The 26,691-nt window shown below is 63.0% G+C and carries 23 protein-coding genes and 1 other RNA gene; 15 read left to right on the top strand and 9 right to left on the bottom strand.

Going from position 1 to position 26,691, the window contains the following annotated elements:
• The first annotated feature begins 325 nt into the window (after window positions 1–325).
• From ccoN to N436_RS06375, 12 genes are all read left to right on the top strand, one after another.
• Window positions 326–1,768: a cytochrome-c oxidase, cbb3-type subunit I gene (ccoN, locus tag N436_RS06435; RefSeq protein ID WP_003254284.1), complete on the top strand. Its 1,443-nt coding sequence runs from the start codon at window positions 326–328 to the stop codon at window positions 1,766–1,768.
• Window positions 1,768–2,376 (top strand): cytochrome-c oxidase, cbb3-type subunit II, encoded by a 609-nt coding sequence (ccoO, locus tag N436_RS06430; protein WP_016488340.1) that lies wholly within the window; start codon window positions 1,768–1,770, stop codon window positions 2,374–2,376. The genes ccoN and ccoO overlap by 1 nt, the downstream gene beginning before the upstream one ends.
• A gap of 5 nt (window positions 2,377–2,381) precedes the next feature.
• Window positions 2,382–2,573: a CcoQ/FixQ family Cbb3-type cytochrome c oxidase assembly chaperone gene (locus tag N436_RS06425; protein WP_003254287.1), complete on the top strand. Its 192-nt coding sequence runs from the start codon at window positions 2,382–2,384 to the stop codon at window positions 2,571–2,573.
• Window positions 2,570–3,547, top strand: a complete 978-nt coding sequence (ccoP, locus tag N436_RS06420) for a cytochrome-c oxidase, cbb3-type subunit III (RefSeq protein ID WP_016711702.1) — start codon at window positions 2,570–2,572, stop codon at window positions 3,545–3,547. Before N436_RS06425 ends, ccoP begins: the two co-directional genes overlap by 4 nt.
• 308 nt (window positions 3,548–3,855) lie before the next feature.
• On the top strand, window positions 3,856–5,271 hold the full coding sequence (ccoG, locus tag N436_RS06410) for a cytochrome c oxidase accessory protein CcoG (RefSeq protein WP_105946165.1): 1,416 nt from the start codon (window positions 3,856–3,858) through the stop codon (window positions 5,269–5,271).
• A 15-nt stretch (window positions 5,272–5,286) separates the two neighbouring features.
• A complete protein-coding gene (locus N436_RS06405; RefSeq protein WP_110740644.1) occupies window positions 5,287–5,817 on the top strand; it encodes a FixH family protein in 531 nt (176 codons plus the stop codon).
• Between the two features lie 140 nt (window positions 5,818–5,957).
• Window positions 5,958–8,432: a heavy metal translocating P-type ATPase gene (locus tag N436_RS06400; RefSeq protein ID WP_110740643.1), complete on the top strand. Its 2,475-nt coding sequence runs from the start codon at window positions 5,958–5,960 to the stop codon at window positions 8,430–8,432.
• On the top strand, window positions 8,411–8,626 hold the full coding sequence (ccoS, locus tag N436_RS06395; protein ID WP_105946162.1) for a cbb3-type cytochrome oxidase assembly protein CcoS: 216 nt from the start codon (window positions 8,411–8,413) through the stop codon (window positions 8,624–8,626). The genes N436_RS06400 and ccoS overlap by 22 nt, the downstream gene beginning before the upstream one ends.
• The gene (locus N436_RS06390; RefSeq protein ID WP_105946161.1) at window positions 8,619–9,302 is read left to right on the top strand and encodes a sulfite exporter TauE/SafE family protein; all 684 of its coding nucleotides are present in this window, start codon (window positions 8,619–8,621) and stop codon (window positions 9,300–9,302) included. The genes ccoS and N436_RS06390 overlap by 8 nt, the downstream gene beginning before the upstream one ends.
• A 106-nt stretch (window positions 9,303–9,408) precedes the next feature.
• Window positions 9,409–10,791 carry an oxygen-independent coproporphyrinogen III oxidase gene (gene hemN, locus N436_RS06385; RefSeq protein WP_110740642.1) on the top strand — a complete coding sequence of 461 codons (1,383 nt, stop codon included), beginning with the start codon at window positions 9,409–9,411 and terminating at the stop codon, window positions 10,789–10,791.
• Window positions 10,792–10,977: 186 nt separating this feature from the next.
• Window positions 10,978–11,712, top strand: coding sequence for a Crp/Fnr family transcriptional regulator FnrA (gene fnrA, locus N436_RS06380; protein WP_016711709.1), 735 nt, complete (start codon window positions 10,978–10,980; stop codon window positions 11,710–11,712).
• A 55-nt stretch (window positions 11,713–11,767) separates the two neighbouring features.
• Window positions 11,768–12,316, top strand: coding sequence for an adenine phosphoribosyltransferase (locus tag N436_RS06375; protein ID WP_110740641.1), 549 nt, complete (start codon window positions 11,768–11,770; stop codon window positions 12,314–12,316).
• 41 nt (window positions 12,317–12,357) lie between these two features.
• Here N436_RS06375 and recR read toward each other — a convergent pair whose 3' ends face one another.
• The 3 genes from recR to dnaX all read right to left on the bottom strand — a co-directional run bounded on the left by recR (window position 12,358) and on the right by dnaX (window position 15,567).
• Window positions 12,358–12,960 carry a recombination mediator RecR gene (gene recR, locus N436_RS06370; RefSeq protein WP_110740640.1) on the bottom strand — a complete coding sequence of 201 codons (603 nt, stop codon included), beginning with the start codon at window positions 12,958–12,960 and terminating at the stop codon, window positions 12,358–12,360.
• Window positions 12,961–13,103: 143 nt separating this feature from the next.
• Window positions 13,104–13,439 carry a YbaB/EbfC family nucleoid-associated protein gene (locus N436_RS06365; RefSeq protein ID WP_003254305.1) on the bottom strand — a complete coding sequence of 112 codons (336 nt, stop codon included), beginning with the start codon at window positions 13,437–13,439 and terminating at the stop codon, window positions 13,104–13,106.
• 64 nt (window positions 13,440–13,503) lie between these two features.
• Complete coding sequence (gene dnaX / locus N436_RS06360; protein WP_110740639.1) at window positions 13,504–15,567, bottom strand: DNA polymerase III subunit gamma/tau; 2,064 nt, start codon at window positions 15,565–15,567, stop codon at window positions 13,504–13,506.
• 124 nt (window positions 15,568–15,691) lie between these two features.
• Between dnaX and N436_RS06355 the strand changes: the two genes are divergently transcribed.
• Window positions 15,692–16,459 carry an ABC transporter substrate-binding protein gene (locus tag N436_RS06355; protein ID WP_110740638.1) on the top strand — a complete coding sequence of 256 codons (768 nt, stop codon included), beginning with the start codon at window positions 15,692–15,694 and terminating at the stop codon, window positions 16,457–16,459.
• Between the two features lie 414 nt (window positions 16,460–16,873).
• Window positions 16,874–17,053 (top strand): hypothetical protein, encoded by a 180-nt coding sequence (locus N436_RS06345; protein ID WP_105946156.1) that lies wholly within the window; start codon window positions 16,874–16,876, stop codon window positions 17,051–17,053.
• Between the two features lie 15 nt (window positions 17,054–17,068).
• On the opposite strand, the gene N436_RS06340 is transcribed toward N436_RS06345, so the two are convergent.
• Entirely contained in the window at window positions 17,069–17,557 is a 489-nt protein-coding gene (locus N436_RS06340; RefSeq protein ID WP_110740637.1) for a DUF2938 domain-containing protein, read from the bottom strand.
• 82 nt (window positions 17,558–17,639) lie between these two features.
• Between N436_RS06340 and N436_RS06335 the strand changes: the two genes are divergently transcribed.
• Entirely contained in the window at window positions 17,640–18,059 is a 420-nt protein-coding gene (locus tag N436_RS06335; protein WP_110740636.1) for a helix-turn-helix domain-containing protein, read from the top strand.
• Here the strand turns inward: N436_RS06335 and N436_RS06330 are convergent.
• The 5 genes from N436_RS06330 to smc form a co-directional block, all read right to left on the bottom strand.
• On the bottom strand, window positions 18,040–19,230 hold the full coding sequence (locus N436_RS06330; protein ID WP_110740635.1) for an MFS transporter: 1,191 nt from the start codon (window positions 19,228–19,230) through the stop codon (window positions 18,040–18,042). The two genes, N436_RS06335 and N436_RS06330, sit on opposite strands and share 20 nt — an antisense overlap.
• 182 nt (window positions 19,231–19,412) lie before the next feature.
• An RNA gene (gene ffs / locus N436_RS06325) (signal recognition particle sRNA small type) lies at window positions 19,413–19,509 on the bottom strand.
• Between the two features lie 177 nt (window positions 19,510–19,686).
• Window positions 19,687–22,017: an NAD-dependent DNA ligase LigA gene (gene ligA / locus N436_RS06320; protein ID WP_105946182.1), complete on the bottom strand. Its 2,331-nt coding sequence runs from the start codon at window positions 22,015–22,017 to the stop codon at window positions 19,687–19,689.
• Window positions 22,018–22,106: 89 nt separating this feature from the next.
• Window positions 22,107–22,994 (bottom strand): cell division protein ZipA, encoded by an 888-nt coding sequence (gene zipA / locus N436_RS06315; protein WP_105946152.1) that lies wholly within the window; start codon window positions 22,992–22,994, stop codon window positions 22,107–22,109.
• Between the two features lie 205 nt (window positions 22,995–23,199).
• On the bottom strand, window positions 23,200–26,688 hold the full coding sequence (gene smc / locus N436_RS06310; RefSeq protein ID WP_105946151.1) for a chromosome segregation protein SMC: 3,489 nt from the start codon (window positions 26,686–26,688) through the stop codon (window positions 23,200–23,202).
• Window positions 26,689–26,691 lie beyond the last annotated feature (3 nt).

Genomic DNA, 26,691 nt, shown 5'->3' with positions numbered 1-26,691 from the left:
CTCCCTCCCTTGCACCCCCTCCGAACAGAACTAAGCTTGTTGCCTCAGTGGGCTTCGCTCCGAAAGGACCGATGCAGACGCGGCGCATAGCCTGTCGCCGTCCCGATAAAAAGCCTGACCGATCGATCAGAAAAAGATGGAAAACGGTACACATTACAAATATTTATTTGTGTACAATCGTCCGGACCCGATCGCTGCGGGACATCAGCGAACGGGCTCGGACACGGGTCGGCGTACCAAAGTTGCGTTGCGGTAACCCTGATGGTTATCAATACTGGCGCCGATTTTTCGACCAACAAGAACATCAAAACCGTGGAACCTTAGCATGAGCACAGCAATCAGTCCGACTGCTTATAACTATAAGGTCGTCCGCCAGTTCGCCATCATGACGGTGGTCTGGGGGATCCTTGGCATGGGCCTCGGCGTCTTCATCGCCTCGCAGCTGGTATGGCCGCAACTGAACCTGGACCTGCCCTGGACCAGCTTCGGCCGCCTGCGCCCGCTGCACACCAACCTGGTGATCTTCGCCTTCGGGGGCTGTGCGCTGTTCGGCACCAGCTACTACGTGGTGCAGCGCACCTGCCAGACCCGGCTGATCTCCGACAGCATGGCGGCCTTCACCTTCTGGGGTTGGCAGGCGGTGATCGTCGGCGCGCTGATCACCCTGCCGATGGGCTATACCACCACCAAGGAGTACGCCGAGCTCGAATGGCCGCTGGCGATCCTGCTGGCCATCGTCTGGGTGACCTACGGGTTGGTGTTCTTCGGCACCATCGTCAAGCGCAAGACCAAGCACATCTATGTCGGCAACTGGTTCTACGGCGCCTTCATCGTGGTGACCGCGATGCTGCATATCGTCAACCACATCTCGCTGCCGGTGAGCCTGTTCAAGTCGTACTCGGCCTACTCCGGTGCCACCGACGCGATGATCCAGTGGTGGTACGGCCACAACGCCGTGGGCTTCTTCCTCACCACCGGTTTCCTGGGGATGATGTACTACTTCGTGCCCAAGCAGGCCGAGCGGCCGATCTACTCGTATCGCCTGTCGATCGTGCACTTCTGGGCGCTGATCACCCTGTACATCTGGGCCGGCCCGCACCACCTGCACTACACCGCCCTGCCTGACTGGGCACAGTCGCTGGGCATGGTGATGTCGATCATCCTGCTGGCGCCAAGCTGGGGCGGCATGATCAACGGCATGATGACCCTGTCGGGCGCCTGGCACAAACTGCGCACCGACCCGATCCTGCGCTTTTTGGTCGTTTCGCTGGCGTTCTACGGCATGTCCACCTTCGAAGGCCCGATGATGGCCATCAAGACCGTGAACTCGCTGTCGCACTACACCGACTGGACCATCGGCCACGTCCACGCCGGCGCCCTCGGCTGGGTGGCCATGATCTCGATCGGTGCCGTGTACCACATGATCCCGAAACTCTACGGCCGCGAGCAGATGCACAGCATCGGCCTGATCAACGCGCACTTCTGGCTCGCCACCATCGGTACCGTGCTGTACATCGCCTCGATGTGGGTCAACGGCATCACCCAAGGCCTGATGTGGCGCGCCATCAACGATGACGGCACCCTCACCTACTCCTTCGTCGAAGCCCTGCAGGCCAGCCACCCTGGCTATATCGTCCGCGCCCTGGGCGGTGCGTTCTTCGCCAGCGGCATGCTGCTGATGGCCTACAACGTGTTCCGTACCGTACGTGCCGCCAACCCGGCACAGGCTGAAGAAGCCGCCAAGATCGTCGTTGTGGGAGCGCACTGATGAAGCATGAAGCCGTCGAGAAGAACATAGGCCTGCTGGCCTTCTTCATGGTCATCGCCGTGAGCGTCGGTGGCCTGACCCAGATCGTCCCGCTGTTTTTCCAGGACGTCACCAACAAACCCGTTGAAGGCATGAAGCCGCGCACCGCGCTGGAAGTGGAAGGCCGCGACATCTACATCCGCGAAGGTTGCGTGGGCTGCCACTCGCAGATGATCCGCCCGTTCCGCGCCGAAACCGAGCGCTACGGCCACTACTCGGTAGCCGGCGAAAGCGTGTGGGACCACCCGTTCCTGTGGGGCTCCAAGCGTACCGGGCCGGACCTGGCCCGCGTGGGTGGCCGCTACTCCGATGACTGGCACCGCGCGCACCTGTACAACCCGCGCAACGTGGTACCGGAGTCGAAGATGCCGTCCTACCCGTGGCTGGTCGAGAACAAGCTCGACGGCAAGGACACCGCGAAAAAACTGGAAGTGCTGCGCACACTCGGCACCCCGTACACCGACGCCGACATTGCCGGCGCGCGTGACGCGGTCAAGGGCAAGACCGAAATGGACGCCATCGTCGCGTACCTGCAGGGTCTTGGCACCATCATCAAAAGCAAACGGTGACGCTGATGGATATCGGGATGATTCGCGGCCTGGGCACCGTCGTGGTGATGGTGGCCTTCGTGGGCCTGGCGCTGTGGGTGTTCAACCCACGGCGTAAAAAGGACTTCGACGAAGCGACCCAACTGCCCTTCGCGGATGACCCCGAGGCCACCCGGCACGTCGAGCAAGCAAAAGCTTCTGGGAGCAAACAACAATGACAACCTTCTGGAGTCTGTACGTTACCGTCCTGACCCTGGGCACCATCTTCTCGTTGACCTGGCTGCTGCTGTCCACCCGCAAGGGGCAGCGCGAAGAAGTGACCGACGAAACCGTCGGGCATGCCTTCGACGGCATCGAGGAATACGACAACCCGCTGCCGAAATGGTGGTTCTGGCTGTTCGTCGGCACCATCATCTTCGCCCTTGGCTACCTGGTGCTGTACCCGGGCCTGGGCAACTGGAAAGGCGTACTGCCGGGCTACTCGTACCTGGACAACGACAAGCAGACCGAGTTTTCCAACGGCCAGCCGGGCTGGACCGGTGTGCACGAGTGGGAAAAGGAAATGGCCAAGGCCGACGCCCGCTTCGGGCCGATCTTCGCCAAATTCGCCGCCATGCCCATCGAGGACGTGGCCAAGGACCCGCAGGCACTGAAAATGGGCGCGCGGCTGTTCGCCTCCAACTGCTCGGTGTGCCACGGTTCCGACGCCAAGGGTGCCTTCGGCTTCCCTAACCTCACCGACAACGACTGGCGCTGGGGCGGCGAGCCCGACACCATCAAGACCACCATCATGGGCGGCCGCCACGGCGTGATGCCGGCCTGGGCCGAGGTGATCGGTGACCAGGGCGTGGCCGACGTGGCGGCGTTCGTGGTCAGCAAGCTGGATGGCCGCACCCTGCCGGAAGGCGTCAAGGCCGATGCCGAGAACGGTCAGAAGATCTTCGCCGCCAACTGCGTGGCCTGCCACGGGCCGGAAGGCAAAGGCACACCGGCCATGGGTGCGCCGAACCTGACCCACCCGCAGGCGTTCATCTACGGGTCCAGCTTTGCCCAGCTGCAGCAGACCATCCGTTATGGTCGCCAGGGGCAGATGCCGGCGCAGGAACAGTTGCAGGGTAATGACAAGGTGCACTTGCTGGCGGCTTATGTGTACAGCCTGTCGCACCAGGCTGAACCGGCCAAGGCTGAGTAAGCAGGCCCGGCCCTATCGCCGGCAAGCCAGCTCCCACAAGTACAGCACAGGTCCAGAACCCTGTGGCGGACCTGTGGGAGCTGGCTTGCCGGCGATGAGGCCAGTAAATGCAACACCTGATGACCTGGATCAATTGACACCCGCCATAACACGATTCACACCGCAAACCCAACGCGACTAAAGGTCGCAGTGCGACCCCATACCGCCATCAGCGGCGTATCATGGGCCGTAGAGCGCTAGCAGATTGCGCGAGACTGCGGCCGGCACGCACTGGCCGCGGCGTTTCTCCACTGCCGTGGGACTTGATGATGAGCAAGCAAATTCCGGTACATGACGTCACCCCGCCTGCCAGCAAAGGGAAGGATTCCGTCGACCTCTACGCCTCCCGGGAAAAGATCTACACCCGCGCCTTCACCGGCCTGTTCCGCCGCCTGCGCATGGTCGGTGGTGCCGTGTTGTTCCTGCTGTACTTCGGCACCGTATGGCTGAACTGGGGTGGTCACCAGGCCGTGTGGTGGAACCTGCCCGAGCGCAAGTTCTACATTTTCGGCGCCACCATCTGGCCACAGGACTTCATCCTGCTGTCGGGCATCCTGATCGTCGCCGCCTTCGGCCTGTTCTTCATCACCGTGTTCGCCGGCCGGGTGTGGTGCGGCTACACCTGCCCGCAAAGCGTGTGGACATGGATTTTCATGTGGTGCGAGAAAGTCACCGAAGGCGACCGCAACCAACGCATGAAGCTCGACAAAGCCCCCATGAGCGGCAACAAGTTTCTGCGCAAATTCGCCAAGCACAGCCTGTGGCTGCTGATCGGCTTCGTCACCGGCATGACCTTTGTCGGCTATTTCTCGCCCATCCGCGAACTGGTCATCGAGTTCTTCACCGGCCAGGCCGATGGCTGGGCCTACTTCTGGGTCGGGTTCTTTACCCTCGCCACCTACGGCAACGCCGGCTGGCTGCGCGAACAGGTGTGCGTTTACATGTGCCCCTACGCCCGCTTCCAGAGCGTGATGTTCGACAAGGACACGCTGATTGTTTCCTACGACCCGCGCCGTGGTGAAACCCGCGGCCCGCGTAAAAAGGATGCCGACTACAAGGCACAGGGGCTGGGCGACTGCATCGACTGCACCATGTGCGTCCAGGTCTGCCCTACCGGCATCGACATCCGTGACGGCCTGCAGATCGAGTGCATTGGCTGCGCCGCGTGCATCGACGCCTGTGACAGCATCATGGACAAGATGAACTACCCCAAAGGGCTCATCAGCTACACCACCGAACACAACCTGTCCGGGCAAAAGACCCACATGCTGCGCCCGCGCCTGATCGGCTATGCCGTGGTGCTGCTGGTGATGATCATCGGCCTGGCCACCGCCTTCGCCACCCGCTCGCTGGTCGGCTTCGACGTCAGCAAGGACCGCGTGCTGTACCGCGAGAACGCCCAGGGCAGGATCGAGAACGTGTACAGCCTGAAGGTGATGAACAAGGACCAGCGCGACCACGTCTACGTACTGGACGCCGCCGGCCTGCCAGACCTCAAGCTTGAGGGCCAGCGCGAGATCCGCGTGGCTGCCGGTGATATCGTCAGCCTGCCGGTGCAGCTGTCGGTCGCCCCCGAGAAGCTGCCCTCGACCACCAACGAAATCACCTTCATCCTCAAAAGCGCCGACGACAGTGACGCCCAGGTTGAAGCCAAGAGCCGTTTCATCGGCCCACAGATCCGCTAAGAGAGATAACGCACAATGCCTGTCGCCACCGCCGCCAGCCCCTGGTACAAGCACCTCTGGCCCTGGATCATCATCGGCATCCTCACCACCTCGGTGTGCCTGAGCCTGACCATGGTCAGTATCGCCGTGAACAACCCGGACAACCTGGTGAACGACAACTACTACGAGGCCGGCAAGGGCATCAACCGCTCGCTGGACCGTGAACTGCTGGCGCAGCAGCTGGGGCTGAAGGCCAGCGTGCACCTGGACGAGCTCACAGGCGAAGTGGACCTGCGCCTGACCGGCAACAGCGGCCCGCAAAGCCTGGAGCTGAACCTGATTTCGCCTACCCAGCCGGAGAAAGACCGCAGGGTGCTGCTGAGCCGGGTTGAAGCAGGGCGTTATGTGGGGCAACTGGAGGACAAGGTGGACGGGCGGCGCTTTGTTGAGCTGCTGGGGAGCAAAGGTGGCCAGGTGTGGCGCTTGTTCGAAGAGGAAAAAGTGGAGCATGGGGTGACCTTGCAATTGGGTGACGAAGCCCTGCAAGGTGCCGAGCACCAACAGTAGCAACACCGCAAATCCCTGTGGGAGCGGGCATGCCCGCGAATGCAATAGCCCAGGCAACGGTGTTTTCAGGCCTGACGCTTTCGCGGGCACGCCCGCTCCCACAGGGTTTCATATATGCCTGACCAGTCGTGCTTGCTTTTATGACCCAACCCACCCCCTGCTACCACTGCGCCCTGCCCGTCCCCGCCGGCAGCCGCTTCACCGCCGTGGTCCTTGGCCAGCCTCGGCAGTTCTGCTGCCCCGGTTGCCAGGCGGTGGCCGAGTCGATCGTCGCCGGTGGCCTGGAGCACTACTATCAGCACCGCAGCGACAACAGCGCCAACCCCGAAGCCTTGCCCAAACAGCTGCAAGACGAGCTGGCCCTGTACGACCGTAGCGACGTGCAGCAAAGCTTCGTGCGTCACCAGGGCGAGCTGGCCGAAACCACCCTGCTGGTCGAAGGCATCAGCTGCGCCGCCTGCGGCTGGCTGATCGAAAAGCACCTGCGCAACCTGCCCGGCGTCGCCGAAGCCCGCCTGAACCTGTCCAACCACCGCCTGCTGCTGAACTGGGACGACAAGCAACAGCCGCTCTCGCGCCTGCTGGCCGAGCTGCGCCAGATCGGCTACGCCGCCCACCCCTACCAACCCGACCAGGCCGCCGAACAGCTGGCCCGCGAAAACCGCAGCGCCCTGCGCCGCCTGGGCGTGGCCGGGCTGCTGTGGTTCCAGGCGATGATGGCAACCATGGCCACCTGGCCGGAATTCAACATCGACCTGTCGCCTGAGCTGCACACCATCCTGCGCTGGGTGGCGTTGTTCCTCACCATCCCCATCGTGTTCTACAGCTGCGCGCCGTTCTTCAAAGGCGCAGCACGCGACCTGCGCACCCGCCACCTGACCATGGACGTTTCGGTGTCGCTGGCCATTGGCCTGGCCTTCGGCGCCGGCATCTGGACCGCCATCACCGGCAGTGGCGAGCTGTATTTCGACACCGTTGGCATGTTCGCCCTGTTCCTGCTCACGGGCCGCTACCTGGAGCGCCGCGCCCGGGAACGCACTGCCGCCGCCACCGCGCAACTGGTCAACCTGCTGCCGGCCTCGTGCCTGCGCCTGGACGCCATCGGCCGCAGCGAACGCATCCTGCTCAGCGAACTGCAGTGTGGTGACACGGTGCAAGTCCTGCCGGGCGCCGTGATCCCCGCCGACGGGCGGATTGTCGAAGGCCGCTCCAGTGTGGATGAGTCGCTGCTGACCGGCGAATACCTGCCACAACCGCGCCGGGTGGGCGAGCGGGTCACCGGCGGCACGCTGAACGTCGAAAGCACGCTGAACGTGGAGGTTGAAGCACTGGGCCACGATTCGCGGCTGTCGGCCATCGTGCGCCTGCTGGAACGCGCGCAAACCGAAAAACCACGCCTGGCGGAAATCGCCGACCGGGCCTCGCAGTGGTTCCTGCTGTTCTCGCTGCTGGCCGCAGTGGCCATCGGCCTGTGGTGGTGGTATCTGGACCCTGCGCGGGCGTTCTGGATCGTGCTGGCGATGCTGGTAGCCACCTGCCCCTGCGCGCTGTCCCTGGCCACGCCAACGGCGCTAACCGCAGCCACCGGCACCCTGCACAAGCTCGGCCTGCTGGTCACCCGTGGCCATGTGCTGGAAGGCCTGAACCAGATCGACACGGTGATTTTCGACAAAACCGGCACACTGACCGAAGGCCGCCTTACCCTGCGCAGCATCCGCCCACTCGGCAGCCTGCCCGCCGACCGCTGCCTGGCCTTGGCAGCCGCGCTGGAAAACCGCTCCGAACACCCCATCGCCCGCGCCTTTGGCCGCACCGCCACGCCCGCGGATGATGTGCAGACCGTACCCGGCCTGGGCCTGGAAGGCTTGGTGGACGGCCAGCGCCTGCGCATTGGCCAGGCCACCTTCGTCTGTGCCCTGAGCGGCGCGGAGATCCCCGGCGTGCCGGAACCGCGCGGCCAGTGGTTGCTGCTGGGTGACCGCCAGGGGCCGCTGGCCTGGTTCGGCCTGGACGACCGCCTGCGCGACGATGCCCCTGCCCTGCTCGCCGCCTGCAAGGCCCGTGGCTGGCGTACGCTGCTGCTGTCGGGCGACAGCTCGCCCATGGTCGCCGAAGTGGCCGCGCAGTTGGGTATCGACCAGGCCATTGGCGGCCTGCGCCCGGACGACAAGCTGGACCGGCTGAAAGCGTTGCAGGCCGCCGGAAACAAGGTGCTGATGCTGGGTGACGGGGTCAACGACGTGCCAGTGCTGGCCGCCGCCGATATCAGCATCGCCATGGGCAGCGCCACGGATCTTGCCAAGACCAGCGCAGATGCCGTGCTGCTGTCCAACCGCCTTCAGGCACTGGTGCAGGCCTTCGACCTGGCCCGCCGCACCCGCCGCAACATCCTCGAAAACCTGCTGTGGGCATCGCTGTATAATGGCCTGATGTTGCCGTTTGCCGCGCTCGGTTGGATTACCCCGGTGTGGGCCGCCATCGGCATGTCGGTCAGCTCGCTGATCGTGGTGCTCAATGCCCTGCGCCTGACCCGCATGCCCCCGGCAGCGGCCTTCCCGAAAACCGAAACATCCCTGCCCGGGAGGAAGTCGCCATGCCCGCCCTCTATGTCATGATCCCCGCCGCCTTGCTGCTGGTCGGCGTGGCCGTGTACATCTTCTTCTGGGCGGTGGACAGCGGCCAGTACGACGACCTTGAAGGCCCCGCCCATAGCATCCTCTTCGACGACCAGGACCCGCGCCACCAGGCGGCCGTCAAACCCGAAGAGCCCGCAGCGTCAGACGACAAGGAAGCACCACCCCGTGCCTGACCTGCTTCCCCTGCTCGGCTCGGCACTGGTCCTCGGCCTGCTCGGTGGCGGTCACTGCCTAGGCATGTGCGGCGGCCTGATGGGCGCGCTGACCCTGGCCATCCCCCCCGAACAACGCGGCCGGCGCCTGCGCCTGCTGGTGGCCTACAACCTGGGACGCATCCTCAGTTATGCCTGCGCCGGCCTGCTGTTGGGCCTGGCTGGCTGGGCAGTCGCCAGCAGCCCGGCAGCCATGGCCTTACGCGTGGTGGCTGCGCTGCTGCTGATTAGCATGGGCCTGTACCTGGCCGGCTGGTGGAGCGGACTGACCCGTATCGAAGCGCTGGGCCGAGGGCTGTGGCGGTATATCCAGCCGTTCGCCTCGCGCCTGATGCCAGTGTCCAGTATGCCCCGCGCACTGTTGTTGGGGGCGTTGTGGGGCTGGCTGCCATGCGGCCTGGTGTACAGCACTCTGCTGTGGGCGGCCAGCCAGGGCAACGCCGGCTACAGCGCGGCGTTGATGCTGGCATTCGGGCTGGGCACCTGGCCCGTCTTGCTGGCCACGGGGCTGGCGGCGGAGCGGGTAAACGCCTTGTTGAGACGGCGCAGTGTGCGGGTGGCTGGCGGAGTGTTGGTGATGCTGTTTGGGGTGTGGACTCTGCCCGGGCCGCACCAGCATTGGTTGATGGGGCATTGATAGGCGGCCGCTTTGACGCCCCAATGCCCTTGATACAAATCAACACAGTTTCCTACAGACGGCCATAGACTCCGGTGCACTGCTGCTCTTTCCGGGGACCGCCCTCATGCTCGACGACCTACGTTGGGATACCGACCTGATCCGCCGCTACGATCTGGCCGGGCCACGCTACACCTCTTACCCGACCGCCGTGCAACTGCACAGCGAGGTGGGCTCGTTCGACCTGCTCCATGCCCTGCGCGAGAGCCGTCGAGCCGTGCGCCCGCTGTCGCTGTACGTGCATGTGCCGTTCTGCGCGAACATCTGCTACTACTGCGCCTGCAACAAGGTCATCACCAAGGACCGCGCCCGCGCTGCACCCTATTTGCAGCGCCTGGAGCAGGAAATCCAGCTGATCGCCTGCCACCTGGCCCCTAAACAACGTGTTGAACAGCTGCATTTCGGCGGCGGCACGCCGACCTTTCTCAGCCATGTGGAACTGCGCCAGCTGATGGCCACCCTGCGCCAGCACTTCCACCTGCTGGACGACGATTCTGGCGACTACGGCATCGAAATCGACCCCCGCGAAGCCGACTGGTCGACCATGGGCCTGCTGCGCGAGCTGGGTTTCAACCGCGTCAGCCTGGGCGTGCAGGACCTTGACCCGGCCGTGCAGCGTGCGGTCAACCGCCTGCAAAGCCTTGAGCAAACCCGTACCTTGATCGAAGCCGCACGCACGTTGCAGTTCCGCTCGATCAACCTCGACCTGATCTACGGCCTGCCCAAGCAAACCCCGGAAGGCTTTGCCCGCACCGTCGAAGAGGTGATCCGCCTGCAACCCGACCGGCTGTCGGTGTTCAACTACGCCCACCTGCCCGAGCGCTTCATGCCGCAGCGGCGTATCGACAACAACGACCTGCCCAGCGCGGCGGCCAAGCTGGAGATGCTGCACGCCACCATCGACCAACTGACCGCCGCCGGTTACCGCTACATCGGCATGGACCACTTCGCCCTGCCCGACGACGAGCTGGCCATTGCCCAGGAAGAAGGCACCCTGCAGCGCAACTTCCAGGGCTACACCACCCACGGGCACTGCGACCTGATTGGCCTGGGCGTGTCGGCCATCAGCCAGATCGGCGACCTGTACTGCCAGAACAGCAGCGACCTCAACACCTACCAGGACAGCCTGTCCAACGCCCAGCTGGCCACCCAGCGCGGCCTGCTGTGCAACCACGACGACCGTATCCGCCGGGCCGTGATCCAGCAGCTGATCTGCCATTTCGAGCTAGACTTCGAGCCGATCGAACAGGCCTTCACACTCGATTTTCGCGGCTACTTCAACGACCTCTGGCCCGAGTTGCTGACCTTGCAGCGCGACGGCCTGATCAGCCTGGACGACAAAGGCATCCGCATCTTGCCGGCGGGCCGCTTGCTGGCACGTTCGGTATGCATGGTGTTCGACGCCTACCTGGCCATGCAAAACCGCCAGCGCTTCTCGCGGGTGATCTGAAAACCGAGGCGTTCAACCGCATGGACAAGTTTCCTTGCCGGGCACACTATGGGCACACAAGGACTCCCGGCAGGGCACCTGCCGGGGTTTCGCCAGTGCGCACCAAAAACGCGCACACTGGCCTACACCCTGTGTCGTAGGTTACCCTTACGACTTATGTGTGCTTTCCCACAAGGATCGATTCAAATGTCCGAGCCAGTCAAACTGCGCCCACACAACCAGGCCCACTGCAAGGACTGCAGCCTGGCCCCCCTGTGCCTGCCTCTTTCGCTGAACCTGGAAGACATGGATGCACTGGATGAAATCGTCAAACGCGGCCGCCCGCTGAAAAAAGGCGAGTTCCTGTTCCGCCAGGGTGACAATTTCGGCTCGGTCTACGCGGTACGTTCCGGCGCCCTGAAAACCTTCAGCCTCAGCGACAGCGGCGAAGAGCAGATTACCGGCTTCCACCTGCCCAGCGAGCTGGTCGGGCTGTCGGGCATGGACACCGAGGCCTACCCGGTATCGGCGCAGGCTCAGGAAACCACTTCCGTGTGCGAGATTCCCTTCGAGCGCCTCGACGAGCTGTCGGTACAGCTGCCGCAGCTACGCCGCCAGCTGATGCGGGTGATGAGCCGGGAAATCCGCGACGACCAGCAAATGATGCTGCTGCTGTCGAAAAAGACCGCCGACGAGCGCATTGCCACCTTCCTGGTCAACCTGTCGGCACGCTTCCGCGCCCGCGGCTATTCGGCCAACCAGTTCCGCCTGAGCATGTCGCGCAACGAAATCGGTAATTATCTGGGCCTGGCGGTGGAAACCGTTTCGCGGGTGTTCACCCGGTTCCAGCAGAATGGCCTGATCCGCGCCGAAGGCAAGGAAGTGCACATTCTCGACCCGATCCAGCTGTGTGCGCTGGCCGGTGGTGCAATCGAGGCCTGAGGCCAGCGTTTAGCGGGTATACTTGGGCATTCGTTTTCCCAGGATACCCGCAACAATGCACAGCGACACCTTCGACCTCAAAGCCCTCATCCGCCCGGTAGTGGACTTCCCCAAGCCAGGCGTGATCTTCCGCGACATTACCCCGCTGTTCCAGTCGCCGCGCGGGCTGCGCTATGTGGCCGACCAGTTCATCGAGCGCTATGTCGAGGCCGAGTTCAGCCACATTGGTGCCATGGATGCGCGGGGCTTTCTGATTGGTTCGATCATCGCCCACCAGTTGAACAAGCCGCTGATCCTGTTCCGCAAGCAAGGCAAACTGCCGGCTGACGTGCTGAGCGAGGGCTACCAGACCGAGTACGGCGAGGCCTTCCTGGAAGTGCACGCCGACAGCCTGTGCGAAGGTGATTCGGTGTTGATCTTCGATGACCTGATTGCCACGGGCGGTACGCTGCTGGCGGCGGCCAACCTGATACGTCGTACCGGGGCGCAGGTGTTCGAGGCGGCGGCGATCATTGACCTGCCAGAGCTGGACGGGTCGCGTCGGTTGCAGGCGGCAGGTGTGCCTACCTTCTGCCTGACCGAGTTTTCTCTCAGCGAATACTGAGTCGGTTCTTGGGGCTGCTTTGCAGCCCCGGCAATATTAAATCAGAACGAAATCGGCCGACGTCCCGCAAAAGCATGGGCCAAGGTACCACCATCTACCATCTCCAGCTCGCCACCCAGCGGCACGCCATGGGCAATCCGCGAAGCCACCAACCCCTTCTCAGCCAGCAACTGCGCAATGTAATGCGCTGTCGCCTCCCCTTCCACCGTCGGGTTGGTCGCCAGGATCACCTCGGTAAAGGTGCCCTGCTCCTCGATACGCGCCATCAGTTGCGGAATGCCAATCGCCTCCGGCCCCAGGCCGTCCAGCGGCGACAGGTGGCCCTTGAGCACGAAGTAACGGCCCCGATAGCCCGTCTGCTCCACTGCATACACATCCGTCGGCCCCTCGACCACGCACAGCTGGGTGTCATCACGGCGCGTGTCGGCGCATTGCGGGCACAGCTCCTGCTCGGTCAGGGTACGGCACTGACGGCAATGGCCTACACCTTCCATGGCCTGGGTCAACGCTTGGGCCAGGCGCAGCCCGCCACTGCGGTCGCGCTCGAGCAGTTGCAGGGCCATGCGCTGGGCGGTTTTCTGGCCGACACCGGGCAGAATACGCAGGCCGTCGATCAGTTGGCGGATGAGGGGGCTGAAGCTCATGAGAAAGGCCTGACAATTCAATAAGAGGCGGTTTATACCCAGCGGGGGCAGTGGCGTCAAATCAGTAGACCGCGCCCTGGCTGAAATCTTTGCAAAAAAAACCGCCGCTGGATTCAGCGGCGGTTTTCGGTATCGCAATGCCCTTAGAACGGCATCTTGAAGCCCGGCGGCAGCTGCATGCCAGCCGTCATGCCGCCCATCTTTTCCTGGCTGCTCTGCTCAACCTTGCGCACCGCATCGTTCAGCGCGGCGGCGATCAGGTCTTCCAGCACTTCTTTGTCGTCCTCGTCAGTCGACATCAGGCTCTGGTCGATGCTGACACGCTTGACGTCGTGACGACCGGTCATCACCACGCTCACCAGGCCACCACCGGACTGGCCGGTGACTTCAGCGTTGGCCAGCTCTTCCTGCATCTTCTGCATCTTTTCCTGCATCTGCTGGGCCTGCTTCATCAGGCCGGCCATGCCACCTTTCATCATGGGGGTATACCTCGATTGGGTCATGTGATGCGGCCCGGCGCAGGGCCGGCCGCATGGTTATCCGTTACTGGCCCTGATTGGCCAGGGCCTCTACAGGCTCAATAGTATCCTGCCGCACCTTGGCACCGAACAACTTGATCATCTGCTGGATCAACGGATCCTGCTCGATCGAGGTGACCGCGTCCTGCTGGCGTTCGGCGCGCTTGCGCGCGGCGGCCTGGGCCGGGGTTTCCTGCTCGGGCAGAATCAGCTCGATGCGCAGGTTCAGCGTGCGCCCCAGGTGCTGGTTGAGCGCTTCGTTCAGGCGTCGCTGCTGGGTAGTGTTGAACAACGCACCTTGGCCAGGGTCCAGGTGCAACAGCCAGTCGTCGCCATCGGCGGCAATCAGCGTACAGTTTGCCGCGATGTTGCCTGTCATCCCGGACACAGGCAACTGCGGGAATAATTCGAGCCATTGCAGGGCCAGGCCGGTGGCCGGCTTGGCCGCTGGCAGCGGCTGGGCTACCGGCTTGGGCGCTTCCTCCTGGATGTGCTCGGCCAGTTCGTCCAGATAACTGAAACCGACCGGGTCGCTTTCACCGCCGTAATAGTCTTCGTCCAGGGGTGGCTCATCGTCCCGATCCATGCCTACGGCGGAGTAGGCGGACGGGTCGAAAGGCGGTTCATCATCATGGGCCGGGGCGGCCTGCTGGACTGGAACTGCGGGCGCAGGTGCGGGCACTGGCTCAGGCTCAGGTTGCGCCACCACCGCTGCCGGCGGTGCTGCGGGCTCTTCCCATGGCAGGTCGATCACCTCTACCGCTGGCTCGGGTTCGGGCTCAACCGCAGGAACAGGCTCAGGCTCAACGGCCGCAGCAGGTTCGGCCGCCGGCTGAGGCGGCGGCTCGACTGGCGCGGGGGCCTGAACGGGTGGCGCAGCAGGTTCTACCACAACCGTTGGCGGCGCCACGGCAACCACCGGCGCTGCCACTGGTTTTGCAGAATCAGCTGTGGCCTGGCTGATCCCCGCTGGCTTTAGCACCGGTTTCGGCGCGTCATCGGTATCGGCCGGGCGGAACGCCAGCATGCGCAGCAGCACCATTTCGAAGCCGCCGCGCGGGTCCGGGGCCAACGGCAGGTCTCGGCGGCCGATCAGGCCCATCTGGTAGTAGAACTGCACATCCTCGGCCGGCAGCGCCTGAGCCAGCGCCAGCACCCGCTCGCGATCGCCCTGGCCGTTGTCCACGGCCTCGGGCAGCGCCTGGGCAATGGCCACGCGGTGCAGCACATTGAGCATTTCAGCCAGCACGCCGGCCCAGTCCGGGCCCTGTTCGGCGAGGTTGCGCACGGCCTCCAGCAAGGCCCGGGCATCGCCTTCCAGCAAGGCCTGCAGCACGCCATAGACCTGACCATGATCCAGGCTGCCAAGCATCGCCCGCACATCAGCGGCCAGCACTTTGCCTTCGCCAAAGGCGATGGCCTGGTCGGTCAGGCTCATGGCGTCACGCATCGAACCATCGGCCGCGCGGCCCAGCAGCCACAGGGCATCCGGTTCGAACGGCACGTTTTCAGCAGCCAGTACGTGGCTGAGGTGCTCCACCACACGCTCCGGGCTCATGTTCTTCAGCGAGAACTGCAGGCAGCGCGACAGGATGGTGGCCGGCAGTTTCTGCGGGTCGGTGGTGGCGAGAATGAACTTGACGTAGGGCGGCGGCTCTTCCAGCGTCTTGAGCAAGGCGTTGAAGGAGTGCGTCGAGAGCATGTGCACTTCGTCGATCAGGTAGACCTTGAAGCGCCCACGGCTCGGGGCGTACTGCACGTTGTCGAGCAGTTCGCGGGTGTCTTCGACCTTGGTACGGCTGGCGGCGTCGATTTCGATCAGGTCGACGAAACGGCCTTCGTCGATCTCCCGGCACACCGAACAGGTGCCGCACGGCGTGGAGGTGATGCCGGTTTCGCAGTTAAGGCACTTGGCGATGATACGGGCGATGGTCGTCTTGCCCACACCGCGGGTACCGGTGAACAGGTAGGCGTGGTGCAGGCGCTGGTTGTCCAAGGCATTGATCAAGGCCTTGAGCACATGGGCCTGGCCGACCATTTCGCGGAACGAGCGCGGACGCCATTTACGTGCAAGAACCTGATAACTCATCGAAAAACCATCGTAGCCTGATAGAGCGGAAGAGCGCTAATGCTAGCGGAGCGGGGGCAAAATTGCACCCTGCGCGAGTCGTCTAAGCTTTGAGGCAGGCGCGTTGTTCAGGGAGGATACGCCTTTGCGAAGTTTGCTGGCCCTGCTACTGCTCTGGCCCATGCACAGCCTGGCTGAACAGCCCGTGCTGCGCTTCTCCGTTGCAGAGAGCTGGAGCATGCCGCTGGTCCGCATCGAAGGCGACCAGCCGGTGGAAGGCCTGGTGTATGACCTGATACAAGCGCTGGCCAGGGAAGTGGGCGTACGCCCCCAGTATCACGTCATGGCCCGCCTTCGCCTGCAGGAGGCCATGAACAACGGCGATATCGATGTACGCTGCTATGTCAGCACCCAGTGGTTCAATGACCGCCCCGGGGATTTTGTCTGGAGTATCCCGCTGATACACCAGCGTGACCTGCTGGTAGGCCGCGTGGGCGACAGCAGCCCCATGCCCCCGGAACAACTGCCGCCCCAGGCCATTGGCACAGTGCTGGGCTACACCTACTCGACCCTGCAACCGCTGCTGGATCAGGGCCAGTTGCGCCGTGAAGACAGCCGCAGCCAGTTGCTGGTGCTGCAGAAGTTACAGGCTGGGCGCTATCGGCATGCGGTCAGTAACCAGCTGTCGTTGCAGTGGTTCAACCAAGGCTTGCCGGCGGAACAGCAACTGCAGGGCTTGGCAGTGCTGGAGGAACAGGACCTGGGGTGCATGGTGCGCAATGACCCGGCGATACCGACCCAGGGAGTGCTGCGGGCGCTGGTGCGACTGAAGCAATCGGGGGAGATCGAGCGGATTGTGCAGCGGTATGGGGGAGCAAACGACCCGGGCAATATGTCTGTGGCCCGCCCCTGAAATGCCCAGCAAAATGTCGGCACACAGACAGCGCAACTAACTGCCCGGCTCAATTTTTGAAGGCCTGCGCAAACTCTGTGGGAGCGGGCATGCCCGCGAACACCGGCATAGCCGGTGCCATCCACCGAGTAAAGTTCTTCGCGGGCACGCCCGTTCCCACAGAGTTGTGCGGCACACCCGAAATCTCTACTACAAGCCCAACATCACTGGCCTTTGCGTTCAAACGCCAAGCTGACAGCATCCAACAATCAGACGGGACTCGACGGAGGTCGTAGGATAATTCGCTGCACTTATCTGGCCCGTAAGAGTTTTCTCAGACTGATGTCAGATCCATCTAAAAACGCATCATGCATGCGATTACCAAGGTTGTTGCAGGCATCATGCCCCGACTCTTCGACCCACAAGGAATCGCAAATGCGCCGTACCACCCAAGTTCCCTCAGAGAATATGCAGAGCCACGCCGAAACACTCGACGAGGAATTGCGAAAGCTCAGTGCATATTCACCCTGGACGGATGTGCTCCTATTCTGCCTCGGCGCAGTTTCTACAGCGGGAATGCTGATTGCGGGGATATTCATTGCACGCTGGCTCTGACCGAATTGAACGCCCTCACACCAAAGCCAGCAAACCCGCACTCAAGTACAACCCCACGCCAAATACAAAATGCGTAGCCAAGCTCTTCAGGCAGTTACGCGCAGGCGTCGGTGTCCTCGACGCAAAGAACCCCGCCCCCAACGCCGGCTGCATGAAGCACAACGGCGCCACGACCGTGCACACACCAACAACCACCGCAAGCCACAAGGTGGGCGCCTGTAACCAGCCCTCCCCCGCAATCACAACCAACAGCATCGCGAACAGCACGCCAATCGCATAGTGAATCCCCCACCCCAACGCAAGCTCATGCCGCACCGGCTCCGCCTTGGCAATTGCCTGATGCCGTAAACGCCCGCCCAGCAAATGCCCCGCCCAACGCCCGACCATGGCGAAATTCAGCGTGGCAACACCCAAGCGCCGCAGCAGCAGCCCCCACAGGTCCATGACCACCGTGGCACCAATACCAATCGGCAAGGCAGCAGAAAACATCGCAGTAATCGTCATAGAACAAGCCCTCGAAGATTGACGGTCATCACCATGACGCGCAGCATAGAAGTTGAAGTCAACTTCAAGTCAAGGGCCTTAAATGGACATTGCCGACGTCGCCAAACGCACAGGCGTACCCGCCTCGACACTGCGTTACTACGAGAAGAAAGGTTTGCTCAAGTCACTCGCCGGACGCGGCCAGCGGCGGCAGTTTGCAGCCGATGTGGCAGACCGGTTGGCGCTGATCGCCCTGGGGCAGGCTGCGGGCTTTTCGCTGGATGAAGTGGGGGGGATGCTGGTGGACCTGCAAGTCGACCGGCAGATGCTTATCTCCAAGGCGGACGAGCTGGATGCGCGGATCAAGCGATTGCAGGCGATGAGCAAGGGATTACGGCATGCGGCGCAGTGCCCTGAAGAGGATCACCTGTGCTGCCCGAAATTTCAGCGCTTGATGAAGCTATCGGCAGCTGGCGTGCTGGGTGAAAAACCGGCTTTGGCACCTAGACCAGGGAAGGCTTGAAAAAACGCGAAGCCAGCCACCGCCCCGTACTCAGGCAAACGACCAGCACGGCAACACCCTCAACGCTTAGCAGCATTGCATCAATCCCTAGCTGCGAGATCAAACGGCTGACGACAAAAGGAAAGCCGAATACACCAATGAAATACGACAAGCTGAACAGCAGCAGCGCCTGCGCCGTAAGCCCGGCTGGTGCCTCGTTGGCGGCCAGCCCGTTTATCACCGAGTAATTCAAGCCGTAACCGACCCCCAGGAGCATGGCCGTGGCCAGGTAGCTTTCTGCGCTGTGCACCCATTGATGAAACCCCAGCACGGCCGTTGCCATGATCACGGTTAACACCCAAGAGCTCGCCAACGGTGGCTGCTTCACAACCCAGCCGGCCAGTAGCAGCCTGCAAACAATTGCAGCGCCCATGAACCCGATGAAGAAAATGGAGTAGTCGAGTCCGAGGCGGGCGGCATAGCTGGTCTGAAAACTGCCCATGGTGCCGAAAATAGCCCCACCCAGCCCTACCATCAGGATTGAGAGACCTGAGCGCGAGCTCAACACTTCAAGCGAGGAAGCCATACCTACTTGAACCCTTTCCGTAGGGCGCTGGCCTGCATGCGTCGAACCGAGCCAGGCGAAATAAACACCGGCCAACGCGGCAGCGCATGCGGCCACCCAAAAAGCGAGCGTGGAAGGCAGGGCAACGAAAGCAGCGAGCTTGCCCAATAATGGCCCGGTCCCGATGCCAGTCAGCATGCTGCCGGACAGCAGCGCAAAACTATGTGTGCGCCGTGATGGCTCGACCATCTGGGCAACCATGATGGGGCCTACTGTGTAGAACAGCCCCCAACCGATCCCGAGCATCAGGCCACACGCCAGCAACGCGACCCCCACGCTGGAGGCCAACGCGAAGCCGAGCGACGCAACGACCAGGCAGAGTGCCCCGACAGCAATCGCGCGAGCAGCACCGAGGCGCTGCAACAAATGCCCCGACCCCACGACGGACAGCAACGTGCTCACCATCGCGACCGCGAACACCTGCCCTGCATCACGCTCACCGCCTCCTAACGCCTCCACCCGCACCAGCAACAGGAATGTGGTGCCGTAGCTTATGGACAGCAGAAAGCAGGCAATGCAGAAAACAGTGAACCGCTGCAACCGAGGCAGGGCGTTGGACGATTTCATGGACGCAGTCCTTGCTGACAGGTCTTGCTTTCTATCACGGCAAGGCAAAAGCAAAGGCAAGCATTCGCTTGAGTTGAGATCGTCAAATAAGTAACTGAACGCCAGGCAGCACTGGCTGGAGGTGAAGGAAAACGCGACAGGCGAGGAGGCTTTGAGAATTCAAGGGCCTGAAATGGAGGCGGCCCCACCAGCCACACCCCGGCACTCGATGTTCCCGCTATGGCTGCTCCCTTCCGGGCCTGACCAGGTTAACGGGTAATCAATGCGGGGGGACCGATGGGGCCACCACTACATGCCTCGCTGAGCAGCGAGTGGCGCCATTGTACCGGTCTTGGGGGCAGATACAACCTCTAGCGGGAGAAAAAGTCATCATTTCTCAATGACTTGACGGGAGTGGGTGGCGGGCCCGGCCTCTTCACGGATAAACCCGCCCCCACAAGAAACGCGCGCCGGTCTTTAAACCGTGATCCCCTGCCCGGCCAGGAAGGTGACAAAGGCATCTTCGTCCAACACCTTCACACCCAGCTCGGCAGCCTTGGCCAGCTTGGACCCCGCCCCTGGCCCGGCCACCACGCAGTGGGTCTTGCCAGACACCGAACCCGCCACCTTGGCCCCCAGGCTTTCCAGCTTGTCCTTGGCGATGTCGCGGCTCATGCGCTGCAGGGTCCCGGTGAGCACCCAGGTCTGGCCTGCCAGCGGCAAACCTTCAGCCACTTTCTTCTCGCTGGTCCAGTGCATGCCGAACGCCAGCAACTGCGCTTCGATGTCCCGCGCCAGCTTCTGGTTCGCTTCATCCTTGAAGAACTCACGCACGGCATCCGCCTGCTTGGCCGCAAGGGCCTGGCGCAGGTCGATGCCGTCGGCGGCGATGATCTTGTCCAGGGTGTCGAGCTTGGCCACCAGCTTTTCGGCACCGGTGGGGCCGACCGAGGCGATGTCGAGCTTGGCAATCATGCCCGCCAGGGTGGTACTGGCGGCGAATTCGGCAGCCAGTTCGCCTTCGTCCTGAAGTTGCATGCCGCTGGCCAGAAGCTGCTCAATCACCTTCTGGTTGTGCTCGTCTTCAAAGAAGTTGTGGATCTCGTAGGCAACCTCCAGGCCGATGTCCGGCAGGTAGGTGAGCACCTGCGGCAATGCCTGCTGCACGCGCGCCAGGCTGCCCAGCGAGCGGGCCAGCACCTTGGCAGTCTCTTCGCCTACATCCGGAATGCCCAAGGCGTAGATGAAGCGCGCCAAGGCCGGGCGCTTGCTGGCCGCGATGGCATCCAGCAGCTTCTTGCTGGACACTTCGGCGAAACCTTCCAGGCCAACGATCTGGTCGAATTCCAGCTTGTACAGGTCTGCCGGCGAGCCGATCAGGCCTTCGTCCACCAGTTGCTCGACGCTCTTCTCGCCAAGCCCATCGATGTCCATGGCACGGCGCGACACATAGTGGATGATCGCCTGCTTGAGCTGGGCGCCACAGGCCAGGCGGCCAACGCAGCGATACACCGCGCCTTCGCTGGTGGTTTCCTTGCCCTTGCTGCGTTTGACCAGTTGAGTACGCTCGACCTGCGAGCCACACACCGGGCACGCGCTCGGCACTTCGACCGGGCGGGCATCTTCCGGGCGACGTTCCAGCACCACCTGCATCACCTGCGGGATCACGTCACCGGCACGGCGGATGATTACCGTGTCACCGATGCGCAGGCCCAGGCGGGCAATTTCGTCCATGTTGTGCAAGGTGGCGTTGGACACGGTCACACCCGCAACCTTGACCGGCTTCAGGCGCGCTACAGGCGTTACCGCCCCCGTGCGGCCAACCTGGAACTCGACGTCCAGCACCTCGGTCAGCTCTTCCATGGCCGGGAACTTGTGGGCAATCGCCCAGCGTGGCTCACGCGCACGGAAGCCCAACTCGCGCTGGGCGGCCAGGCTGTTGACCTTGAACACGACACCATCGATTTCATACGGCAGGCTGTTACGTCGCTCGCCGATGTCGCGGTAGTAGGCCAGGCATTCTTCGATGCCTGCCGCATGCTTGAGCTCGCGACTGATCGGCATCCCCCAGGCTTTGAGCTGCTCAAGGATGCCGATATGGCTGTCGCCGATGCTTTCAGACACCTGACCAACGCCATAGCAGCAGAACTCCAGCGGGCGGCTGGCGGTGATTTTCGAATCCAGCTGGCGCAGGCTACCGGCGGCGGCGTTGCGCGGGTTGGCGAACGTCTTGCCACCGGCTTCGGCCTGGGCTGCATTGAGCCGGTCGAAACCGGCCTTGCTCATGTACACCTCGCCGCGCACCTCCAGCACCGACGGCCAGCCCTCACCCTGCAGCTTGAGCGGGATGTTGCGCACTGTGCGCACGTTGGCGCTGATGTCTTCGCCGGTGGTGCCATCGCCACGGGTAGCGCCCTGCACCAGCTGGCCATCGCGGTACAGCAGGCTCACGGCCAGGCCGTCGAGCTTGGGTTCACAGCTGAAGTCGACCGCGCCGGGCTGATCGAGGCCTTCTACAACGCGGCGGCCGAACTCACGCAGGTCGGTTTCTTCGAAGGCGTTACCCAGGCTGAGCATAGGGACTTCATGGCGCACCTGGCTAAAGGCGGCCAAGGCAGCGCCGCCGACGCGCTGGGTGGGCGAGTCGGGGGTTACCAGGTGCGGGTGTTCAGCCTCAAGCGCCTTGAGCTCATTGAACAGGCGGTCGTATTCGGCATCCGGCACGCTGGGCTCATCGAGCACGTAGTAGCGGTAGTTGTGCTGGTCGAGCTCGGCACGAAGTTCGTGGATACGGGTTTCGGCGGTCATTTTCAGGTTCTCTTGCATAGCAAAAGAGCAGCCCTTGGCTGCTCTTGCGCTTGAAACAGGGTGGACAGAGGTCTGCCCACTTGGGCACATCAGCGCTTCTGGGTCAGCGCGCGGCGCTCGAACTCGACGATACGCTGACGGTAGTGCTCAATCGTCTGGGCGGTCAGCACGCTGCGCTGGTCGTCCTTGAGTTCACCGTTCAGTTCATGGGCCAGCTTGCGTGCAGCAGCCACCATCACGTCGAAGGCTTGCTTCGGATGACGCGGGCCCGGCAGGCCGAGGAAGAAGCTGACGGCACGGGTGCTGAAGTGGTCGATGTCGTCCAGGTCGAACACGCCAGGCTTGACCGCGTTGGCCATGGAGAACAGCACTTCACCGTGGCCGGCCATGCTCTCGTGGCGGTGGAAGATGTCCATTTCGCCGAAGCGCAGGCCGCTTTCCAGAATGTTCTGCAGCAGTGCCGGGCCCTTGAAGCCGCCCTCGTCGCGGGAGATCACGCTGATAACCAGCACTTCCTCGGCCGGCGGCAGGTCCTTCACGCTGCTGCTGGCAGGCGCGGCACCGCTATTGCGGGTGTTGTCGGCGGCAAAGTCGTCGTCGCTTTCGGCGAACAGATCCGGCTCACGCGGCTCGGCGCTGAGGTTCAGGTCGCCCTGCTGTACGTCGGCGGCCGCACGCTTGCCGCGCTTGCCGGCCTTGACCGGCTTGGGCTCGCGCTCGCGATCCCGCGCAGAAGCGCTGAGCGACGGCAGGTCGCTTTCGTCCAGCTCAGGCTCCTTGTGGGTATCCAGCACCCGCGACGGGCCGAGCACTTCGGCACTGCCGCCCTCTTCGTCCGGCAGGTTGGAGTAACTGCGATCCAGACGGAATTTCAACTTGCCTTTTCCGCCGCGCATGCGGCGCCAGCCGTCGAAAAGAATCCCGGCAATGACAATGATGCCGATGACGATCAGCCACTCGCGCAGACCGATTTCCATGTAATCCCGTGCCTCTATAAAAATATGCTTGAAAACAAAGGGTTCAAAGCCCTTTAACACGTGGCGCCAACTCTATGTTCTGACAGGCGTTTTACCCACGCAAAAAACGAGTGACATTAAGCTAGCACGACCAAAGACAACTTTACACCGTCTGTCGCACATGGCGGGGGCATTTCGCTACAGAATGTGCCCCCATCGTCGCGTATCACGCATCGACCATGGCCATGGCCGCCTCCACATCAACTGCAACAAGACGTGAACAACCGGGTTCATGCATGGTCACCCCCATCAATTGATCCGCCATCTCCATGGCAATCTTGTTATGGGTGATGTAGATGAACTGCACGCTTTCACTCATTTCCTTGACCAGACGGGCGTAGCGCCCGACGTTGGCATCGTCCAGCGGCGCGTCGACTTCGTCGAGCATGCAGAACGGTGCGGGGTTCAACTTGAAAATGGCAAACACCAGCGCCAAAGCGGTCAGTGCCTTCTCGCCGCCGGACAGCAGATGGATGGTGCTGTTCTTCTTGCCCGGTGGCCGTGCCATGATCGTCACCCCTGTATCGAGTAGATCTTCGCCCGTCAGTTCCAGATAAGCGCTGCCGCCCCCGAAAACTTTTGGGAAAAGTGCCTGTAATCCGGCATTTATCTGATCAAAGGTATCCTTGAAGCGGTTGCGGGTTTCCTTGTCGATCTTGCGGATGACGTTTTCCAGGGTCTCCAGGGCTTCGACCAGGTCGGCGTCTTGCGCGTCCAGGTAGCGCTTGCGCTCGGACTGCTGCTCGTATTCTTCGATGGCCGCCAGGTTGATCGCACCCAAGCGCTGGATGCGCGCTTCCAGCTGTTCCAGCTCCTGCTCGGTACCCTGCTCGCTGGCCTCGGCCTCAAGGGTGGCAAGCACGCCTTGCAGGTCATAGCCATCGGCCAGCAGCTGCTCCTGCAAGGTTTTGCGCCGCACATCCAAACCTTGGCATTCAAGGCGCAACTGTTCCAGTTGGCCACGCAACACCAGCGCTTGTTGCTCGGCCTGGGTGCGGCGTTTTTCGGCATCGCGCAGTTCGCGGTCGGCTTCGTCCATGTGCAGGCGGGCCTTGCGCATTTCCTCGTCGACGCTCATGCGCCGCTCCAGCAGCTCTTCCAGCTTCAGGCGCAGCTCTTCCTGCGGGGCCTCGCCCTCCTCCAGGTTCAGGCTCAGTTGCTCCTGGCGCTCGGTCAGGCGCGCGGCCTGCTGTTCCAGGCGTTCCAGAGCCTGACGTGTGGAGTCGTGCTGGGCACGCAGCGAGCCCAGGCGCACGGCCAGCTGGTGGGCGTGGTCCTTGTGCTGACGGGCTTCCTGGCGCACCCGATCGAGGCTTTCACGCAGCGTGTCGCGGCGCGCCATCAACTGCTCGCGCTGCTCGGTGTCCTGGGCCATCAGCTCCAAGGCTTCTTGCAGCAGCAGGCGTGATTCGCCCAGTTGCTCATGTTCCAGGGCACGCTGCTCTTCCAGCTCAGCCAACTCCTCCTGCAGCCGCCGACGCCGCAGCTCGACCTGTTCGGCACGAGCACGGCTGGCAGACAGGCTGGCATTCAGTTCGCCATGCAGGCGGTTTTCTTCCTGGCTGCGGCGGCGCAGTTGTTCGCGCTGCTCTTCCAGGTCCAGCTGCTGCTCGCGCAGGGTTTGCAGCTGCTGTTCCAGTTGCTCCAGCGCCGCCGCCTGCTCCAGCTGCTCCTGACCTAACCGTTCGATTTCCTGGCCGCGTGCCAAAACCCCGCCTTCGGCCTCACCACCACGACGAACCCGCAGGAAATGCCGGCCAACCCAATAACCATCACGACTGACCAGGCTTTGCCCTTCAGCAAGGGATGCGCGCCGGGCAAGCGCCTCGGCCAGGTTTTCTACCGGTTTGACCTGGCCAAGCCAAGGCGCCAGGTCGATAGGGCCTTCAACTTTTTCCAGCAGGCTGCCGGGCAAGGATGCGTTGTCAGCGCTGGCCAGAAGCAAGCGCAACTCGCCTTGCTCCAGGCCGGCAAAATCGAGCTTGCCGAAGTCGTCCACCAGTACGGCTTGCAGATCGGCGCCAAGCACCGTCTCCACAGCCAGCTCCCAACCCGGCTCCACTCGCAGGCCTTCTGCAAGGCGCGGCTGCTGCTCCAGGCCTTGGCCTTGCAGCCAGTCAGCAGCACCTGCACCCGGCTCCAGCGCGGCCTGCTGCAAAGCCTCCAGCGAAGCCAAACGGCCGCCCAGGCGCTGCAGGTCACCTTGCGCCTGTTGCTGCGCCTGGGTGGCCTGTTGCAGCTGCTCGCGCACACCTTCCAGTCGCTCGACCACCTGCTCTTCGGACAGTTGCAGTTCTTCCAGCAGCATTTCGCTGCTGGCCAACTGCTCAGCCAGTTCGAGCATGGCGGCATCCTGCGGGTCGCTACCCAGTTGCTCACGCTCCTCGCCCAGCTTGCGCTGGCGTTCGGCCAGACGTTCCAGGCTGGCTTCCAGCTGCTGCAGACGCGCCTGTTGCACCTCGGCCTGGCGGCGCGGCTCGGCGGAGCGGCTGTTGAAGCTGTCCCACTGCTCCTGCCAGCCGTGCATGCCCAACTCGGCTTCTTCCAGCGTGGCGGCGGCTTCTTCGGCAGCGGCCAAGGTCAACTCCTGCTCGGGTTCGAGCATGGCCAGCTCTTCGCCAAGGGTGGCCAGCAAGGTGCGGTCGTGGCCCAGGTGCGACTCGGTTTCCAGGCGCGTGCGCTCGGCCTCCTTGAAGTCGTCCTGCAACTGGCGCAGGCGCTGCTGGCCATGCTGGATGCTCTGCTCGACCCGGGCAATATCACCGGCCACCGAATAGAAGCGGCCCTGCACCTGATTGAAGCGCTCGGACAGTTCGTGATGGCCGTCGCGCAAGCGCTCGATGCTGGCATCGGCGTTGCGCTGCTCGGCCACCAGCGCCTCATGGGACACGTCCTGGTCGCCAATCACCGACTCGCGCTGGCGCACCCGCTCATCCAGATCACGCCAGCGCAAGGCCGACAGGCGTGCCTTCATCTGCCGTTCCTGGGCCTTGTACTCACGGTACTTCTCAGCTGCCTGGGCCTGGCGGTGCAGGCGCTCCAGCTGGCGTTCCAGCTCTTCGCGCAGGTCGGTCAGCCGGGCCAGGTTTTCCTGGGTGCGGCGGATGCGGTTTTCGGTTTCGCGGCGGCGTTCCTTGTACTTGGAAATGCCGGCAGCTTCCTCAATGAAGTTGCGCAGTTCCTCGGGCTTGGCCTCGATCAGCTTGGAGATCATGCCCTGCTCGATGATCGAGTAGCTGCGCGGCCCCAGGCCGGTACCCAGAAAGATATCGGTAATGTCGCGCCGGCGGCACTTGGTGCCGTTGAGGTAATAGCTGTTCTGCCCGTCGCGGGTGACCTTGCGGCGGATCGAAATCTCGGCGTAGGCGGCGTACTCGCCGACCAGGGTGGTTTCGCTGTTGTCGAACACCAGCTCGATGCTGGCCTGGCTGACCGGTTTGCGGCCACTGGAGCCGTTGAAGATGACGTCGGTCATCGACTCGCCGCGCAGGTTCTTCGCCGAACTCTCGCCCATCACCCAGCGCACTGCGTCGATGATGTTGGACTTGCCGCAGCCGTTGGGGCCGACCACCGCCGCCATGTTGCTGGGGAAGTTGACCGTGGTCGGGTCGACGAACGACTTGAACCCGGCCAGGCGAATGCACTTCAGGCGCATCGG

The sequence above is a fragment of the Pseudomonas sp. RV120224-01b genome (genome assembly GCF_003208145.1).
Classification (GTDB): Bacteria; Pseudomonadota; Gammaproteobacteria; order Pseudomonadales; family Pseudomonadaceae; genus Aquipseudomonas; species Aquipseudomonas monteilii.
This window is presented reverse-complemented; position numbering and strand designations above follow the sequence as displayed.

Coding starts and splice junctions, on each gene's coding strand:
- ccoN (WP_003254284.1), top strand. CDS start 326: ATGAGCACAGCAATCAGTCCGACTGCTTATAACTATAAGGTCGTCCGC.
- ccoO (WP_016488340.1), top strand. CDS start 1,768: ATGAAGCATGAAGCCGTCGAGAAGAACATAGGCCTGCTGGCCTTCTTC.
- N436_RS06425 (WP_003254287.1), top strand. CDS start 2,382: ATGGATATCGGGATGATTCGCGGCCTGGGCACCGTCGTGGTGATGGTG.
- ccoP (WP_016711702.1), top strand. CDS start 2,570: ATGACAACCTTCTGGAGTCTGTACGTTACCGTCCTGACCCTGGGCACC.
- ccoG (WP_105946165.1), top strand. CDS start 3,856: ATGAGCAAGCAAATTCCGGTACATGACGTCACCCCGCCTGCCAGCAAA.
- N436_RS06405 (WP_110740644.1), top strand. CDS start 5,287: ATGCCTGTCGCCACCGCCGCCAGCCCCTGGTACAAGCACCTCTGGCCC.
- N436_RS06400 (WP_110740643.1), top strand. CDS start 5,958: ATGACCCAACCCACCCCCTGCTACCACTGCGCCCTGCCCGTCCCCGCC.
- ccoS (WP_105946162.1), top strand. CDS start 8,411: ATGCCCGCCCTCTATGTCATGATCCCCGCCGCCTTGCTGCTGGTCGGC.
- hemN (WP_110740642.1), top strand. CDS start 9,409: ATGCTCGACGACCTACGTTGGGATACCGACCTGATCCGCCGCTACGAT.
- fnrA (WP_016711709.1), top strand. CDS start 10,978: ATGTCCGAGCCAGTCAAACTGCGCCCACACAACCAGGCCCACTGCAAG.
- N436_RS06375 (WP_110740641.1), top strand. CDS start 11,768: ATGCACAGCGACACCTTCGACCTCAAAGCCCTCATCCGCCCGGTAGTG.
- recR (WP_110740640.1), bottom strand. CDS start 12,960: ATGAGCTTCAGCCCCCTCATCCGCCAACTGATCGACGGCCTGCGTATT.
- N436_RS06365 (WP_003254305.1), bottom strand. CDS start 13,439: ATGATGAAAGGTGGCATGGCCGGCCTGATGAAGCAGGCCCAGCAGATG.
- dnaX (WP_110740639.1), bottom strand. CDS start 15,567: ATGAGTTATCAGGTTCTTGCACGTAAATGGCGTCCGCGCTCGTTCCGC.
- N436_RS06345 (WP_105946156.1), top strand. CDS start 16,874: ATGCGCCGTACCACCCAAGTTCCCTCAGAGAATATGCAGAGCCACGCC.
- N436_RS06340 (WP_110740637.1), bottom strand. CDS start 17,557: ATGACGATTACTGCGATGTTTTCTGCTGCCTTGCCGATTGGTATTGGT.
- N436_RS06335 (WP_110740636.1), top strand. CDS start 17,640: ATGGACATTGCCGACGTCGCCAAACGCACAGGCGTACCCGCCTCGACA.
- N436_RS06330 (WP_110740635.1), bottom strand. CDS start 19,230: ATGAAATCGTCCAACGCCCTGCCTCGGTTGCAGCGGTTCACTGTTTTC.
- ligA (WP_105946182.1), bottom strand. CDS start 22,017: ATGACCGCCGAAACCCGTATCCACGAACTTCGTGCCGAGCTCGACCAG.
- zipA (WP_105946152.1), bottom strand. CDS start 22,994: ATGGAAATCGGTCTGCGCGAGTGGCTGATCGTCATCGGCATCATTGTC.
- smc (WP_105946151.1), bottom strand. CDS start 26,688: ATGCGCCTGAAGTGCATTCGCCTGGCCGGGTTCAAGTCGTTCGTCGAC.